The sequence below is a fragment of the Paraburkholderia caffeinilytica genome, assembly GCF_051027425.1.
In the GTDB taxonomy this organism is placed as follows: domain Bacteria; phylum Pseudomonadota; class Gammaproteobacteria; order Burkholderiales; family Burkholderiaceae; genus Paraburkholderia; species Paraburkholderia caffeinilytica_A.
On sequence record NZ_CP186552.1, the window covers coordinates 1,869,883 to 1,885,109 of the forward strand.

Genomic DNA, 15,227 nt, shown 5'->3' on the forward strand with positions numbered 1-15,227 from the left:
GGCCACGGGTACGCTGCGGATGCATTTCCGCCTTACGTGCCAGACAGAGATAGTCAAACGCGGCATCAGCTTTTCTTAAGAATTGGTCCGTAGCATGCTGCGTCAGTGCGCTCGGAGTGTGCGTACTTTCGGTGCAAACAGGCTCTCTTCTTCCAATGGTTAACTGCGGCTAACATTCTCATGATCATGCGATCCGACCAGACCAGTTTCTCACACTACGCATCCGGCTATGACGGTGTGGCCAAGTTTCTCCACTGGCTGGTGGTCTTATTGATCGCTGCGCAGTTCGTGATCGGTTGGACCATGCCTGACATTCATAAGGGCACCCGGCCTGACGGTTTGATCGCGTGGCATCTCGGCGTAGGAGCAGCACTGATTGCTGTGGTGCTGGTGAGAATCGTCTGGCGTCTTACGCACGCTCCTGCACCTGCATCGCTTTCGCCTTTTTTCCGTATCGTTTCGCACATCACGCACGGTCTTCTTTATGTCGCACTGGTGGCAGTGCCCTTGCTGGGATGGGCCAATGCGTCTTCGCGCGGATGGTCCGTCAAGCTGCTCGGCGTACTGCCATACCCCAGCATCTCAGCGGTCGGCTCGTCAGTGGGGCATGAAATGGGCGACATCCATGGCTATCTGGCCTGGGTGTTGTTCGCGCTGATCGCGCTGCATATCGCGGCTGCGTTGTTTCATCGTTTCGTGCTCAAGGATCAGACATTGCAGCGCATGCTGCCGTGATCCGTTAGCGTGCGTTAGCCGCTCGTTACTGCCTGTCTGCTATCCGCCTGCCGCCCGCATTCGTGTGGCGGCAGCGAGTCCATCGATATCATTCCCTGATGCCGGGATCATGGCAATTTCGACGTCATTGCATCGGCGTGCGATTGTTATGCCCGCGTGCTTGATAAGCACATAAAAAACAATTCTTTTACGCGCGCCGCTAACGCTGGTTAGATCAAAGATCTGATCCGCGCTCAGCCGGTTCGCGCCGTCGCTACCTTCAGATAAAGATTTTCGCCCCGCGTGCCGCGCTGACCAGTCCCGTCCTCAGACCTAGGAGTTGCATCGCATGTCGAATCTCAGTCTCGCGACGTCCAACGCACTGGACATTCATCCTGTCACCGGCCGCATCGGCGCGGAAATTCGCGGCGTACGCCTGTCGGGTCAGCTCGAATCCGCAACCGTCGAAGCGATTCGCGCCGCGCTTGTGCGCCACAAGGTGATCTTTTTCCGCGGCCAGACACACTTGCAGGACGCCGATCAGGAAGCCTTCGCGAGACTGCTTGGTGAACCGGTCTCGCATCCGACGGTGCCGGTGGTCGACGGTACCGACTATCTGCTCGAACTCGATTCGCATCGCGGCGGGCGAGCAAATTCGTGGCACACGGACGTGACGTTCGTCGACGCGTATCCGCAGGCGTCGATCCTGCGCGGCGTGACGATTCCGGACGTGGGCGGCGATACGGTATGGGCCAACACCGCTACCGCTTACGACGATCTGCCGCCGCCGCTCAAAGCGCTCGCCGAGCAACTGTGGGCCGTGCACAGCAATGAATACGACTACGCGAACTACGCCAACGTCGGCGAGCGCGGACGTGACGCCGAAGCGATCAAACGCTACCGCGAAGTGTTCGTGTCGACACGCTACGAGACCGAACATCCGGTGGTGCGCATCCATCCGGAATCCGGCGAAAAGACGCTGATTCTCGGGCATTTCGTGAAGAGCTTCGTCGGCCTTACACCGGGTGCGTCGGCGCATGTGCTGGAATTGCTGCAAGGCTACGTGACGCGCCTCGAGAACATCGTGCGCTGGCGCTGGCAGACGGGCGACGTGGCGATCTGGGACAACCGCGCGACCCAGCACTACGCCGTCAACGATTACGGCGACGCTCACCGCGTGGTGCGTCGTGTGACGCTGAAGGGCGACGTGCCAGTCAGCGTCGACGGCCGCCGCAGTTTTACACGCAGCGTTGAACCGAATCCGGCTGTGAAGGCCGCGTGAACCATGCGGGCCGCTTAGGCGTGTTAGGCATGTTAGGCATGCGCACACGGCGCGTGTCGCTCACACCGCTTGTGTACGTGATGAATGCGCCCTGACGAATTGCGTCGAAATTTCGCGGGGCGCTTGCGTTTTCAGCCCAGTCCCTCAACGGCCACATGCTCCGGTGCTGCCGCTTCGCGGTAGCCGAGCCGCGTCGAGATTGCGAGTCCCGCTTGCTTGAGTAGCGCGACGTAGTGCGATTTCGTGTCCGCGCCACAACGCATTGTCGGAAACGAAATCGACAGGCCGGCAATTACGCGGCCGAAGCGGTCGAACACCGGTACCGCGAGACACTGCAAGCCTTCCTCCTGTTCCTCGTTGTCTTCGCCGTAACCCTGCTCGCGCACGCGCGGCAGGATGCTCAGGACGGCTTCGGCAGAGGCGAGCGTCTTTTGCGTCGACTTGCGAAATTCCACATGCGAGAGTACGTCGCGCGCTTCGGCCGGGTCCATCCACGCGAGCAGTACCTTGCCGATCGCCGTGCTATGCAATGGATTGCGGCGGCCGATCCGCGACTGCATGCGCAGCCCGTAATCGGCGTCGATCTTGTGGATGTAGATGATGGCGTCTTCGTCGAACGCGCCGAGGTGGACCGCCTCGCGCGTGACCTGGCCGATGCGGCGCATTTCGATGTCGGCCTCGCGCACCAGATCGACGCTCTCCAGCGCTTTCGCGCCGAGTTCGAACAGGCGGATCGTCAACCGGTAGCGCTCGGTTTCGATTTCCTGCGTCACATAGCCGAGCGCTTTCAGCGTCTGGATCACGCGGTGCACGGTGGTCTTCGACATGCCGAGCCGCTGCGACAACTCGCTGATGCCGATCTGTCCGCTGTCGCCGATCGCGCCGAGAATCGCGAAGACCCTGCCGATCGACGAAGCCGACTCGCCTCGGTCATTGGCTGTGCCGCATGGGCTGTCCGCTTCCTGTCCGCGTGCGAGGTCGTCGTCCCTGCGTTGCTTGTCCATTGTTGCCATTTCCGTCATTCCCTGTTGATGCCAACCCGATCACAATTCGACCACCGCCCGACCAAAGCCCGACCAAAGCCCGACCAAAGCCCGACCAAAGCCCGACCAAAGCCCGATGCCGGCTGAGCCCCGGCGCCGAAAGCATACCGCGTCCCGCGACCGCCGCGGCCCGCATGACCTCCGCGGCTTCCACGCTAACGCGCAAGCCACCCGCCGTCCACCGCGAGCGTATGGCCGTGCACGTAGTCAGACGCGGATGAGGCCAGGAACACGACCGGTCCCGCGAGGTCTTCCGGCGTGCCCCAGCGGCCCGCCGGAATGCGTCCGACGATTTCTTCGTTACGCTGTGCGTCGCCGCGCAGCGCCGCCGTGTTCGCAGTCGCCATGTAGCCCGGCGCGATCGCGTTCACGTTGATGCCATGCTCGGCCCATTCGTTCGCGAGAAGCCGCGTGAGACCGAGCACGCCGCTTTTCGACGCCGTATACGACGCCACGCGTATGCCGCCCTGAAACGACAGCATCGACGCGACGTTGATGATCTTGCCGCCGCTGTGCTGCTTACTTTGCTGCTTCACGAACTGCCGCGCCACAGCCTGCGAAAGAAAGAAGCTGCTCTTCAGGTTGACGTCCATGACGGCGTCCCAGTCGTCTTCGCTGAAGTCGAGCGCGTTCTCGCGGCGGATGATGCCCGCGTTGTTCACCAGCACGTCGACGCGGCCGAATGCTTCGACAGCGGCGCGCACAATATCGTCGACAGGCGCAGTCGATGCGAGGTCCGCGCGCACATCCGCGAAGCGCCGGCCAGTCGCCTTGACATGCGCGGGCGTGTCGCCGGCATCGGTGCGGCTCACGCCGACGATGTCGCAGCCCGCCGTTGCGAGCGCGATCGCCATGCCGGCGCCGAGGCCCGTATTGCTGCCGGTGACGATGGCGACCTTGCCGCCCAGATCGAAGGTGTTCACGGTGAGTAGATTCCTTGAATGCCGAAGGTGCCCGGAGTGGTCAGCATGCTGCACTTCAACGTTTGTCAACGCGCGCCGGCGCGTATCAACGCAAGTCGCGCACCGCGATGTGATCCATATCGCCGAACACCTGGTTCTCGCCGACCATGCCCCAGATGAACGTGTACGCACGCGTGCCGACACCCGAGTGAATCGACCAGCTTGGCGAAATCACGGCTTGCTCGTTATGCACGAGGATGTGCCGCGTTTCGTTCGGCTCACCCATCATGTGAAAGACGGCTGCGTCGTCGGCGACGTTGAAATAGAAATACACCTCCATGCGGCGTTCGTGCGTGTGGCACGGCATCGTGTTCCAGAGGTTGCCCGGTTCGAGCTTCGTCATGCCCATGGAGAGCTGACAGGTAGGCAGCACCTCGGGGACGATGAACTTGTAGATGGTGCGGCGGTTGCTCGTAGCGGGATCGCCGAGCGTTTCGGGTGACGCTTGCGCAAGCGAGATCGTGCGGGTGGGATACGACGTGTGCGCGGGCGCGCAGTTCAGGTAGAACTTTGCGGGGCGCGCCGCGTCGTCGCTGCCGAACGCGATGGCCTGCTTGCCCTGGCCGATGTAGATCGCCTCTTCGTTGCGAACCGCATAGCGCGTGCCGTCCACGTCGACCCAGCCATCGCCGCCGATGTTGATCGCGCCGAGTTCACGGCGCTCGAGCAGATAGCCGACGCCGATCGCCTTGCCGAGCGAGGAGGGCACCTCGACCGCGCGCGTGGCCGGCCACACGCCGCCCACGATGATGCGGTCGATGTGACTGTAAGTGAGTTGCAGCGCGTCGCGTTCGAACACCTGCTCGACGAGAAACTGCTTGCGCAGCTCCGCGGTATCCAGCGTCTTTGCGTACTCGCTATTGATGCTTTGTCTCACTTCCATCGTTCTTTTCTCCGGTCAGATTGGGCGCCGCGCCATGCCGTATCGCGGTGGCGGTTTGCTCTCGACTTTAGCTCAGAATCTCAAAGCTGGAACGTCGGTCCGAAAATATTGCAGTGCCACATCAAACGTGGCAAGGCTTCTATACGGAACGCGGGTAAACGATGAGCAAGTGATCTATCAAAAACGGAACGTTGTTCCTGACGCGATGCTATATTGCGCCGAAAGGGAGTCGCCCGGCGTAAGAACGGGACATCACCCCGGGTGATCCACCCGATAACTGGACGCAAAGTCCATGGAGGAGGCATGAAGCTCAAGAAGGCCATCGACCGCATTCCTGGCGGCCTGATGCTGGTGCCGTTGCTGCTCGGCGCCTGTGTTCACACGTTTGCGCCGGGCGGGGGGAAATATCTCGGGTCGTTCACGAATGGGTTGATCACCGGCACCGTGCCGATTCTGGCGGTGTGGTTTTTCTGCATGGGCGCGACGATCGATCTGCGGGCGACTGGCGTGGTGCTGCGCAAATCAGGCACGCTGCTCGTGACCAAAATGGTGGTGGCGTGGATCGCGACAATCGTCGCGTCGCACTTCATTCCGATCGACGGCGTCAAGGCGGGCCTGTTCGCCGGGCTTTCGGTGCTCGCGATCACGACCTCGATGGACATGACCAACGGCGGTCTCTATGCCGCCGTCATGCAGCAATACGGCACCAAGGAAGAGGCGGGCGCGTTCGTCCTGATGTCGATCGAATCGGGGCCGCTCGTCAGCATGATCATTCTCGGTGCGACCGGCGTCGCCTTCTTCGAGCCGCGGCTTTTCGTCGGCGCGGTGTTGCCGTTCCTGATCGGCTTCGCGCTGGGTAATCTGGACAGCGAGCTGCGCGAATTCTTCGGCCGCTGCGTGCATCCGCTGATTCCGTTTTTCGGCTTTGCGCTCGGCAACGGGATCGACCTGAACGTGATCGTCACGAGCGGCTTGCCGGGCATCGTGCTGGGCCTCGGGGTGATTATCGTGACGGGCATTCCGCTGATTTTCGCCGACCGCTGGATCGCGGGCGGCAATGGGGCGGCGGGGCTGGCGGCTTCATCGACGGCCGGGGCCGCGGTGGCGAACCCGGCGATCATCGGCGAGATGATTCCGCGCTTCAAGCCGCTAGTGCCGGCCGCGACGGCGATGGTGGCGACGGCGTGTCTCGTGACGGCGATTCTCGTGCCGATTCTGACCGCGCTTTGGGTACGCCGGCATCATGCACGCGACGCGTTGCGCGAGGAACTCGCGGGCGTGACGCAGCCGCCGCTAAGCGAGCGGGACGTGCACGTTTGAGGGGGCGGGGCGGCTTGGTTTGCGCCTGAACGTGACGACGTGCGGCGAGTCGCGTGAGGCCGGGTCTTACTGCCCTAGCTTCTTCTCCAGCATCGCTTTAACCTCATCGACGAAGAGTGGGCGGAGGTTAAAGCGAATGAGCCGTGAATCAACGCGCGCCCCGACAGGCGAATTCCAATAAAAAAGTCCGCGAACGAGCATTCGCGGACCCGGCACAGCAATCAGACACGCGGACGAAGCCGGAGACCTCGCCCTTCAAGCGTTACATCCTTCGGTGTCTTAAACCGCCATCACCGAAACAGCCTTGGTGACCAGATAGCCTTCCATGGCTTCCGGACCGCCTTCCGAACCGTAGCCCGAATCCTTCACGCCGCCGAACGGCATTTCCGGCCAGGGCGCGGCAGGCTGGTTGATCCACAGCATGCCGACTTCCAGTTGTTGCGACAGCAGATGTACGTTGCGGAACGACTTCGTGAACGCATAACCGGCGAGACCAAACGGCAGACGGTTCGCCTCGACGATCGCTTCTTCGAGCGTGTCGAAACCGCGGATCGCGGCGATCGGGCCGAACGGCTCGTTGTTGAACACGTCCGATTCGAGCGACACGTTGGTCAGCACGGTCGGCGCGAAGAAGTTACCCTCCGAGCCCACGCGTTCGCCACCCGTCTCGACCTTGGCGCCGGTCTTGCGCGCGTCGTCGAGCACCTTGCTCATCGCGGTGAGACGGCGCGCATTGGCGAGCGGTCCGATGGTCGTGCCTTCCGCCAGGCCGTCGCCGAGCTTGAGGCCTTCAGCATGCTTGACGAGCGCCGCGGCGAATTCTTCGCGGATGCTGTTGTGCACCAGAAAGCGCGTCGGCGAGATGCAGACCTGGCCCGCATTGCGGAACTTCGCGGCGCCCGCGGCCTTGATGGCCAGCGCCACGTCGGCATCTTCGGCCACGATGACGGGCGCGTGACCGCCCAGTTCCATCGTGGCGCGCTTCATGTGCGCGCCGGCCAGCGCGGCCAGCTGTTTGCCGACCGGCGTCGAGCCGGTGAACGTGACTTTGCGGATCACCGGATGCGGAATCAGGTAGCTGGAGATCTCCGCCGGATCGCCGAACACGAGGCCGACCGTACCGGCCGGCACGCCGGCTTCGACGAACGCCTGCAGCAGCGCCGCCGGCGATGCCGGGGTTTCCTCCGGGGCCTTGACGAGGAACGAGCAGCCGCACGCGAGCGCCGCGCTCAGCTTGCGCACCACCTGATTGACCGGGAAATTCCACGGCGTGAAGGCTGCCACCGGGCCGATCGGTTCCTTGAGCACGGTTTGCTGCGCTGCCAGATTGCGCGGCGGCACGACCCGGCCGTAGACGCGGCGGCCTTCGTCAGCGAACCATTCGATGATGTCCGCCGCGGACAGCATTTCGATGCGAGCCTCGGCGAATGGCTTGCCCTGTTCCTGCGTCATCAGGCGGGCGATGTCGGACGCCCGTTCGCGCACCAGCGCGGCGGCCTTGCGCATGGTCGTGGCGCGTTCGTTGGCCGGAATCTTGCGCCAGGCTTCGAAGCCGCGCTGCGCGGCGGCCAGCGCGCGGTCCAGATCGGCAATGCCGGCATGAGCTACCTTGCCGATGGCTTTGCCAGTGGCGGGATTGATGACGTCGAGGGTTTTGCCGCTGGCGGCGTCGCACCACTCGCCGTTAATCAGAAGTCGCGTATCGGTATAGCTCGAGGTAGCCATGCTGGGTTCCTGTAAGTGGGGAAAACGATAGGTCGCGCGCCTGTGAGGCGTTGGGCTGAACCGCGCGGCCAGAGGAATGGACTGCCGATACGATTATCTTATCTGATTGCGCGCAATCGCATCGGCCGGTGCGCCCGTGGAGGCTGTGCGGCATGGGTTTTGCTACGTCGGTTGCCGCGGCGGAGAAACACCTACCTGAGCGGCGCCGCGCAAACTGGCGTAAAGTCAAGCAGCAGTAGCAGGAACTGTTATGAGCAGGCCGCCATGGATCGTGTCGCGAGCGGGTAGAGAGTGGAGTGGGTAGAAACGGCACTCGCGATAATGGTCGAAAGCAGCCGGCGAATGACGGCGAACGCAACCCAATCAACCAAGGTGCAAACGAGGAATCGACATGCCAACCGGTACAGTGAAGTGGTTCAATGATGCAAAGGGCTTTGGCTTTATTACACCGGACGACGGTGGCGAAGATCTGTTTGCCCATTTCTCGGAAATTCGCAGCGAAGGTTTCAAATCGCTGCAGGAAAACCAGAAGGTCAGCTTCGAAATCAAGCAGGGACCGAAGGGCAAGCAGGCGGCGGATATCAAACCGGTGTAACTGCAGTAGCCGGTAGCCGGTCCGCACATGCAGGGCGTGCGGACCGGAGCCCGGCATTAAGCATGTAGAACAATCCGGACCGGGTGTATTTTTCCTTAAGGTTTCCTTCAGCTTTGCTCCGTAGTATTTGCGCGAACGCCCATATCCCCATGGGCAATAGTTCCGATAGTTTTCCGACAGAAAACTGAAAGCGCCGATCAAAGGCTTGCTGGAGCATTCATGAAAACCCTGTTCTTACAGGCGCCGTCGTACGACGGCTTCGATGGTGGCGCGGGTTCGCGCTATCAGGCCAAGCGTGAAGTGCGCTCATTCTGGTATCCGACGTGGCTCGCACAACCTGCGGCACTCGTTCCCGATAGCCGTGTACTCGACGCCCCCGCCGACGGCCTGTCCGTTGAAGCATCGCTCGATATAGCGCAGCAATACGACCTGGTGATTATCCACACCAGCACACCGTCCTTTCCCACCGACGCCCTGTTTGCCGAAGACCTGAAGAAGCGCAAGCCTTCGGTGCTGATCGGCATGGTCGGCGCCAAAGTCGCGGTCGATCCGCATAACTCGCTGACCGCGAGCGAAGCGATCGATTTCGTCTGCCGTGAGGAGTTCGACTTCACCTGCCAGGAAGTTGCCGAGGGTAAGCCGTTCGCCGGGATCAAGGGTCTCAGCTATCGCGCGAGCGACGGCTCGATCGAGCACAACGAAGCGCGCCCGATCCTCGAGAACATGGACGAGCTGCCGTTCGTCGCGCCGGTTTACAAGCGCGATCTGAGGGTCGACAACTATTTCATCGGCTATCTGAAGCACCCGTACGTGTCGATCTACACGGGCCGCGGCTGCCGCTCGAAATGCACGTTCTGCCTGTGGCCGCAGACGGTGGGCGGGCATCGCTACCGCACGCGCTCGGTCGAGAACGTGCTCGAAGAAGTGAAGTGGATTCGCGACAACATGCCTGAAGTCAAGGAGATCATGTTCGACGACGACACCTTCACCGACTTCAAGCCGCGCGTCGAGGAAATCGCCCGCGGTCTCGGCAAACTGGGTGTGACGTGGTCCTGCAACGCGAAGGCGAACGTGCCGTATGCCACGCTGAAGATCATGAAGGAAAATGGCCTGCGCCTGCTGCTGGTCGGCTACGAGTCCGGCGACGACCAGATCCTGCTGAACATCAAGAAGGGTCTGCGCACCGACATCGCGCGCCGTTTCAGCGAAGATTGCCGCAAGCTCGGCATCAAGATTCACGGCACCTTCATTCTCGGCCTGCCCGGCGAAACGCAGGACACGATCCAGAAGACCATCAAGTATGCGAAGGAAATCAATCCGCATACGATCCAGGTGTCGCTCGCCGCGCCCTATCCTGGCACGACGCTCTACAACCAGGCGGTCGAGAACGGCTGGCTGGAAGAGAACAAGGTCATCAACCTCGTCAGCAAGTCAGGGGTGCAGCTCGCGGCGATCGGCTATCCGCATCTGTCGCGCGACGAGATTTATCACCAGCTCGAAAACTTCTATAAGCGCTTCTATTTCCGGCCGTCGAAGATCTGGGAAATTCTGCGCGAGATGCTGACGAGCTGGGACATGATGAAACGACGTCTGCGCGAAGGCGTCGAATTCTTCCGCTTCCTGCGCGCTCACGAAGCGTGAGCGCCGTGCATCTGCTCGCCGTCACGCTGGCCTATGCGTGTGCGGCGGGTGCGGTTTTCGGCATCGCCTACACGGTGCTGGCGGGTGTCCTGATCGGCCGGTTCTTCGCGCGAGCGGTGTCCCAGCCGAGCAGTTTTCCGCCGGTCACGATCGTCAAGCCATTGCACGGCAACGAGTGGGCGCTGCTCGCCAATCTGTCGAGCTTCTGCCAGCAGGACTATTCGGGCCCGGTGCAATTCCTGTTCGGCGTGCACGATTCGGCCGATCCCGCCTTGCAAACCGTCGACGAGCTGCGGCGGCTGCATCCGGAAGCGGACATCACCGTGGTTGCCGATGCGCGCCTGTACGGTCCGAACCGCAAGATCAGCAACATCCTCAATATGCTGCCGCAGGCCCGGCACGACGTTCTGGTGTTTGCCGACAGCGACGTGAGCGTCGGGCCGGATTATCTGCGCAACGTGGTCGGCGAATTGCAGAAGCCAGGCGTCGGTCTCGTCACCTGCGCGTATCGCGGTGCGCCGGACCCCGGTTTCTGGCCGCGCATGTCGGCCAAGGCCACCAACTACCAATTCCTGCCTGGCGTGGTGACGGGGCTTGCGCTCGGTCTCGCGCGTCCCTGCTTTGGGCAGTCCATCGCGATGCGGCGCGATACCCTCGAGAAAATCGGCGGCTTCACACCGTTCGTGAAACATCTGGCCGAGGACCATGCAATCGGCGAGGCCGTGCGCACGATCGGCGAGAAGGTGGTGATTCCGCCGTTCACGATCTCGCATGCCTGCGTGGAATCGAGCGCGACGCAGCTGATCGCGCACGAACTGCGCTGGAGCCGCACGATTCGCAGCATCGATCCGCTCGGCCATCTCGGCTCGGCGCTGGTTCATCCGCTTGCTTTCGCGCTGCTCGCCATCGCTTTCTCGGGCGGCGCGCTGTGGTCGTGGCCGCTCGCGCTGATTGCTGTCTGCGTGCGGCTCGTGCTGAAACTGCAGTCCGATCGCGTGTTGCAGCAGGCGCATCGTGACCTGTGGCTGCTGCCGTTATGGGATATTGTGTCGTTTTCGATTTTTGTGGCGAGCTTCTGGTCCTCGCGCGTGATCTGGCGCGGTTTCAGTTTCAAGGTGGATGGCGACGGTCTGTTGTCGGCCGTGCAGGACGGAATGGCGGATGAACAGCAAGTTGGGTAAGCAATGATGCGTGAGTACCTGCAGGAGCATAGCGAGGGCAAGGCAGCGAACCTGAAGCACGGGCGAAGGGTGGCCGCGTGATGAAGCACCTCGGCCGCGTCGCCGCGCTTGCCGGCCTGCTCGTGTCGCTGTGGCTGGTCTGGCAGGACAATCCTGGCGCCGTGCTGGGCGCACTGCGCGCCGCGGGTGCCGGCCTTTTGCTGGCGGCGATCGCGCACGTGTTGCCGATGATCGCCAATGCCTGCGATTGGCGCTCGCTGATTCGCGGCGCGAACCGGCCGAGTGTCGCCAATATGCTGCATCTGGTCTGGGTGCGCGAATCCGTCAATAGCATGTTGCCGGTGGCGCGTATCGGCGGCGAGGTGGTGTCGTTCCGGATGCTCAAGCGCTGGGGCGTGCGGCCGTCTACGGCGGTCGGCAGCATCATCGTCGATATGCAGCTCACGGTGATCAGCCAGTTGCTGTTCACCATGGTCGGCATCGGTTTTCTGTTTGCGCATGCGCAGTCCGACACGCTGCGGCTCGCCGGGCAACTGGCGTGGGGCGTGGTGGTGCTGACGCCGCTGCTGGTGCTGTTCGCACTCGTCCAGCATGCCAGTCCGTTCGAGCGCATCACGCGGGTGCTGAATCGTATGACGAGCGGCAAGCTCGCGGCGCTCGTCGGACAATCGGCCCAGATCGATCAGGCCATCAAGCTGATCTGGCGCCGGCGCGGCGTGGTGCTGCGCTATCTGTTCTTCTGGCAACCGCTGCAGTGCTTTCTGACATCGCTCGAAATCTGGCTCGCGCTGTACTTTCTCGGCGTTCATGTCACGCTGGTCGAAGCGGTCGTGATCGAATCGCTGATCCAGGCGATCAGCAGCGCGGCGTTTTTCGTGCCGGGCGGCCTGGGTGTGCAGGAGGGCGGTTTTATTCTGATCGGCGGCGCGTTCGGTCTCGATCCTTCCATCTGCCTTGCGCTCGCCGGCGCCCGGCGCATTCGCGATCTGCTGATCTTCGTGCCCGGGCTCATTGCGTGGCAGTTTGCCGAGTCGTCGAACCGCGAGCCCAAACGCATGGAACGCGTGGAACGGGTAGGGCGGACCGGTGTGAGCGAAGCGGGCCAGCGCTAGGCGCTAGCGCGATCTCAGTCCTCTCCCGCATAAGCAGGAAACGACACTTCCACTGCGAGGCCGTGCTCGCCGATACCCGTTTCGAGATGCAGGTCCGCACCGAAATGTTCGGCGATTCGCGCGACGATCGAGAGGCCCAGCCCGCTGCCGGTCGCGTGATTGCCGGTCGCACGGAAAAACCGGTTCGTGAGGCGCGCAAGATCGCTGGGCGCGACGCCGGGGCCATCGTCGCGCACGGTGAGCCGCACCCGGCCGGCCCCGTATTTCACAGCCACTTCGATGTTGCCGCCGTCGCGTCCGTACTTGACTGCGTTGTCGAGCAGATTGTCGAGCAGGATGCCGATTAGTACAGGCTCCGCATTGATCTCGGCACGCATGTCGCCGGTGAGCGTCACGCTAATGTGCTTCTGCTGCGCACTGCGTTCGTTGGCAAGCAGTGCATCTTTCGCCACGGCCGCCGGCCTGAGTGGCGCAGTGGAGATTTTCTCATGCACGTCCAGACGCGCGAGCAGCAGCAACTGCTCCGCGAGCCGGGCGCTGCGATCGACGCCTTGCACCACGCGCTCCATCGCCAGCCGCTGTAATGCCGTATCCGGTTCGGCCAGCGCGACCTGCGCCTGCACCTTGATGGCGGCAAGCGGCGTCTTCAGTTCATGGGCGGCGTCGGCAGTAAACGCGCGTTCGCGCTCGATGGAATGCCGCAAGCGCGACAGCACCAGATTGATCGCGTCGACGAGCGGCCGCACCTCGGTCGGCGCCCGGCCGATGTCGACCGGTTCCAGCCGGTTGATATCGCGCGCGCGAATAGCGCCCGAGAGAACCTTGAGCGGCGCCAGACTCCAGCCGACGCTGAACCACACGAGCAACGCCAGCACCGGCAGCGCAATGAGCGTGGGGCGGGCGATCCGGCTCGCGACACCGCTCACCAGGTCGCTGCGTGTGTTGGCCGGTTCGAACACGCGCACCGTGTGGCCGAGCGCGGTGCCGCGCAAGGTGAACGTGTGCCATGCCTGACCGCCCAGCGTCATGTTTTGCGCACCGCTGGCGGGCGGCACGGGCAGATCCCACGCCTGCAGCGCGCGCAATTGCGGGCTGCCCGCCAGCACGTCGCCGCTCGCGCTGCGCACCTGGAACAGCGCGTCGCGTGGCAAGGAATCGTCGTCGTCGCTGTCGTTCGCGCCGGCTTCGCCGCCTTGTTCTTCTTCGCGCAAATCGATGCGCGCATTGGCCAGTACGGTCAGATTATGCTCGTCGAGCAGCGCGAGAATTTGCGCGATCTCCGCGAGGCGCGCCGCTTCCCATTCGCCGACTTCGCGCTTGGCCTGACTGTAACTCGAGATCAGCGCGATGCCCCAGATCAGCGCGATGCTGGTCAGAACCAGCAGCATCAGACGGTGGCGTATCGATGCCGACATCAGGTTTTCTCCATCACATAGCCGATATTGCGCACCGTTCGGATCAGCTTGGCGCCGAGCTTTTTGCGCAGATTGGACACGTGCACTTCGATCGCATTGCTTTCGATTTCCTCCTGCCATCCATACAAACTCTCTTCGAGTTGCGAGCGCGACTGGGGAATGCCCTGATTGGTCAGAAGTTGCATCAGGATCGCCCATTCACGCGAAGTGAGGGACACGCGCGTATTGCCGATTTCGACGGTTTGCGCGGCGGGATTGACCGTCAGATCCTGGTAGCGGATCACTTCGACGCTGCGCCCTTGCGCGCGACGCAGCAAGGCGCGGCAACGGGCAATCAGCTCAGTCAGGTCGAAGGGCTTGCCGAGGTAGTCGTCGGCGCCGGCTTCCAGGCCGTCCACGCGGTCCACCACCGTGCCCTTGGCGGTCAGCACCAGCACCGGCACGTCCTTGCCGGCATCACGGAGCCGTTTCAGCAGTTCCATACCCGATACCCTGGGCAGGCCGAGATCGAGCAGTACCAGCGCATAGCCGGTGGTGTCGAGGGCGAGACCGGCCTTGTGGCCGTCACGTGCCCAATCGACTGTGAAACCGGCTTGACGCAGTCCAGCTTCGATGCCGTAGCCGATCAGGTCGTCGTCTTCTACGAGGAGTACGCGCATAGGGGAGAGATTCCGTTCGATGTCTATTGCATAGCGGCGGCAGTTTTTTAAGCAAACACCGGACCGCACGCCCGAAGTGTAACGGTCATGTTCCTGACACGCTTTATACCTCTTTCTTCCTTAAGGTTTCCTTCAGCTTGAATCGCTAGTATCGACCGTCAACAGGTCACTGTCGCGCGGCCGACATGAGCACGCGAAACTACGTCGTGTTGTCAGATCGTCGAAATTTAATCGTAAGCACATCGATGGAATGTACGGCCGGCGCTTTTGCCGGCGCGTTCTGCCGGCGAATCGCGCGGCGGCACGTCACTGTGCGTTCCTTCAGGTCACGAGACCACGCCATGAAGCCAGTCACCTTCGACATGCTGCGAGCCCATCTAATGGCGGCCACGCTCACGGCCATGGGTGCTGAAGTGCTCGTATTGCTGGCACTGCTGGTCCTGCCGGTTTCTCCGCAGGTTTTCAGTTCCACAAGATTTCAGTTCCTTGCTCTCGCGCTGATCGTGAGCGGTGTGATTGCGATGCGTCAGTTCGCGCATGCCGCGTTCGACCTCGCCTTTCAGGGCCGTCACGCAACACCCGCCGGCCGGCCGATTCTGATTGAAGCGGATTGTCCGCGGCGCTGGTTCGTCATTCTTCATCTGCGCTGCACGGGCAGACCGTTCGTGCTGGCTGGACACTGACGGGCGCAGACG

General features: G+C 62.4%; 14 protein-coding genes. 8 read left to right on the forward strand and 6 right to left on the reverse strand.

The features are described from left to right. Positions 1-180 precede the first annotated feature (180 nt). On the forward strand, positions 181-735 hold the full coding sequence (locus ACOSV0_RS08225; RefSeq protein ID WP_434109799.1) for a cytochrome b: 555 nt from the start codon (positions 181-183) through the stop codon (positions 733-735). A gap of 328 nt (positions 736-1,063) precedes the next feature. Then, positions 1,064-1,996 carry a TauD/TfdA dioxygenase family protein gene (locus tag ACOSV0_RS08230; protein ID WP_434109802.1) on the forward strand — a complete coding sequence of 311 codons (933 nt, stop codon included), beginning with the start codon at positions 1,064-1,066 and terminating at the stop codon, positions 1,994-1,996. A 131-nt stretch (positions 1,997-2,127) separates the two neighbouring features. On the opposite strand, the gene kdgR is transcribed toward ACOSV0_RS08230, so the two are convergent. From kdgR to kduI, 3 genes are all read right to left on the reverse strand, one after another. Beyond that, entirely contained in the window at positions 2,128-3,009 is an 882-nt protein-coding gene (gene kdgR / locus ACOSV0_RS08235) for a DNA-binding transcriptional regulator KdgR (RefSeq protein WP_434109803.1), read from the reverse strand. A 185-nt stretch (positions 3,010-3,194) separates the two neighbouring features. Continuing rightward, positions 3,195-3,962 (reverse strand): 2-dehydro-3-deoxy-D-gluconate 5-dehydrogenase KduD, encoded by a 768-nt coding sequence (gene kduD, locus ACOSV0_RS08240; protein ID WP_434109804.1) that lies wholly within the window; start codon positions 3,960-3,962, stop codon positions 3,195-3,197. Positions 3,963-4,047: 85 nt separating this feature from the next. Next, a complete protein-coding gene (kduI, locus tag ACOSV0_RS08245; RefSeq protein ID WP_434109805.1) occupies positions 4,048-4,884 on the reverse strand; it encodes a 5-dehydro-4-deoxy-D-glucuronate isomerase in 837 nt (278 codons plus the stop codon). A gap of 303 nt (positions 4,885-5,187) precedes the next feature. Here kduI and kdgT point away from each other — a divergent pair, with 303 nt between their 5' ends. Next, a complete protein-coding gene (kdgT, locus tag ACOSV0_RS08250) occupies positions 5,188-6,204 on the forward strand; it encodes a 2-keto-3-deoxygluconate transporter (protein ID WP_434109806.1) in 1,017 nt (338 codons plus the stop codon). Between the two features lie 279 nt (positions 6,205-6,483). On the opposite strand, the gene ACOSV0_RS08255 is transcribed toward kdgT, so the two are convergent. Then, positions 6,484-7,929 carry an NAD-dependent succinate-semialdehyde dehydrogenase gene (locus ACOSV0_RS08255; RefSeq protein WP_434109807.1) on the reverse strand — a complete coding sequence of 482 codons (1,446 nt, stop codon included), beginning with the start codon at positions 7,927-7,929 and terminating at the stop codon, positions 6,484-6,486. A gap of 391 nt (positions 7,930-8,320) precedes the next feature. On the opposite strand from ACOSV0_RS08255, the gene ACOSV0_RS08260 reads away from it, so the two are divergent. From ACOSV0_RS08260 to ACOSV0_RS08275, 4 genes are all read left to right on the forward strand, one after another. Continuing rightward, positions 8,321-8,524, forward strand: a complete 204-nt coding sequence (locus ACOSV0_RS08260; RefSeq protein ID WP_007181784.1) for a cold-shock protein — start codon at positions 8,321-8,323, stop codon at positions 8,522-8,524. Between the two features lie 219 nt (positions 8,525-8,743). Then, positions 8,744-10,165 (forward strand): hopanoid biosynthesis associated radical SAM protein HpnJ, encoded by a 1,422-nt coding sequence (gene hpnJ / locus ACOSV0_RS08265; RefSeq protein ID WP_434109808.1) that lies wholly within the window; start codon positions 8,744-8,746, stop codon positions 10,163-10,165. Then, complete coding sequence (gene hpnI, locus ACOSV0_RS08270; RefSeq protein ID WP_434109810.1) at positions 10,162-11,346, forward strand: bacteriohopanetetrol glucosamine biosynthesis glycosyltransferase HpnI; 1,185 nt, start codon at positions 10,162-10,164, stop codon at positions 11,344-11,346. The genes hpnJ and hpnI overlap by 4 nt, the downstream gene beginning before the upstream one ends. A gap of 80 nt (positions 11,347-11,426) precedes the next feature. Then, positions 11,427-12,458 carry a flippase-like domain-containing protein gene (locus ACOSV0_RS08275; RefSeq protein WP_434110210.1) on the forward strand — a complete coding sequence of 344 codons (1,032 nt, stop codon included), beginning with the start codon at positions 11,427-11,429 and terminating at the stop codon, positions 12,456-12,458. A 14-nt stretch (positions 12,459-12,472) separates the two neighbouring features. Here ACOSV0_RS08275 and ACOSV0_RS08280 read toward each other — a convergent pair whose 3' ends face one another. Together ACOSV0_RS08280 and ACOSV0_RS08285 are read right to left on the reverse strand one after the other, a co-directional pair. Next, positions 12,473-13,873: an ATP-binding protein gene (locus tag ACOSV0_RS08280; RefSeq protein WP_434109811.1), complete on the reverse strand. Its 1,401-nt coding sequence runs from the start codon at positions 13,871-13,873 to the stop codon at positions 12,473-12,475. After that, positions 13,873-14,532, reverse strand: coding sequence for a response regulator transcription factor (locus ACOSV0_RS08285; protein ID WP_434109812.1), 660 nt, complete (start codon positions 14,530-14,532; stop codon positions 13,873-13,875). The genes ACOSV0_RS08280 and ACOSV0_RS08285 overlap by 1 nt, the downstream gene beginning before the upstream one ends. 341 nt (positions 14,533-14,873) lie before the next feature. On the opposite strand from ACOSV0_RS08285, the gene ACOSV0_RS08290 reads away from it, so the two are divergent. After that, a complete protein-coding gene (locus tag ACOSV0_RS08290) occupies positions 14,874-15,215 on the forward strand; it encodes a hypothetical protein (protein ID WP_434109813.1) in 342 nt (113 codons plus the stop codon). Positions 15,216-15,227 lie beyond the last annotated feature (12 nt).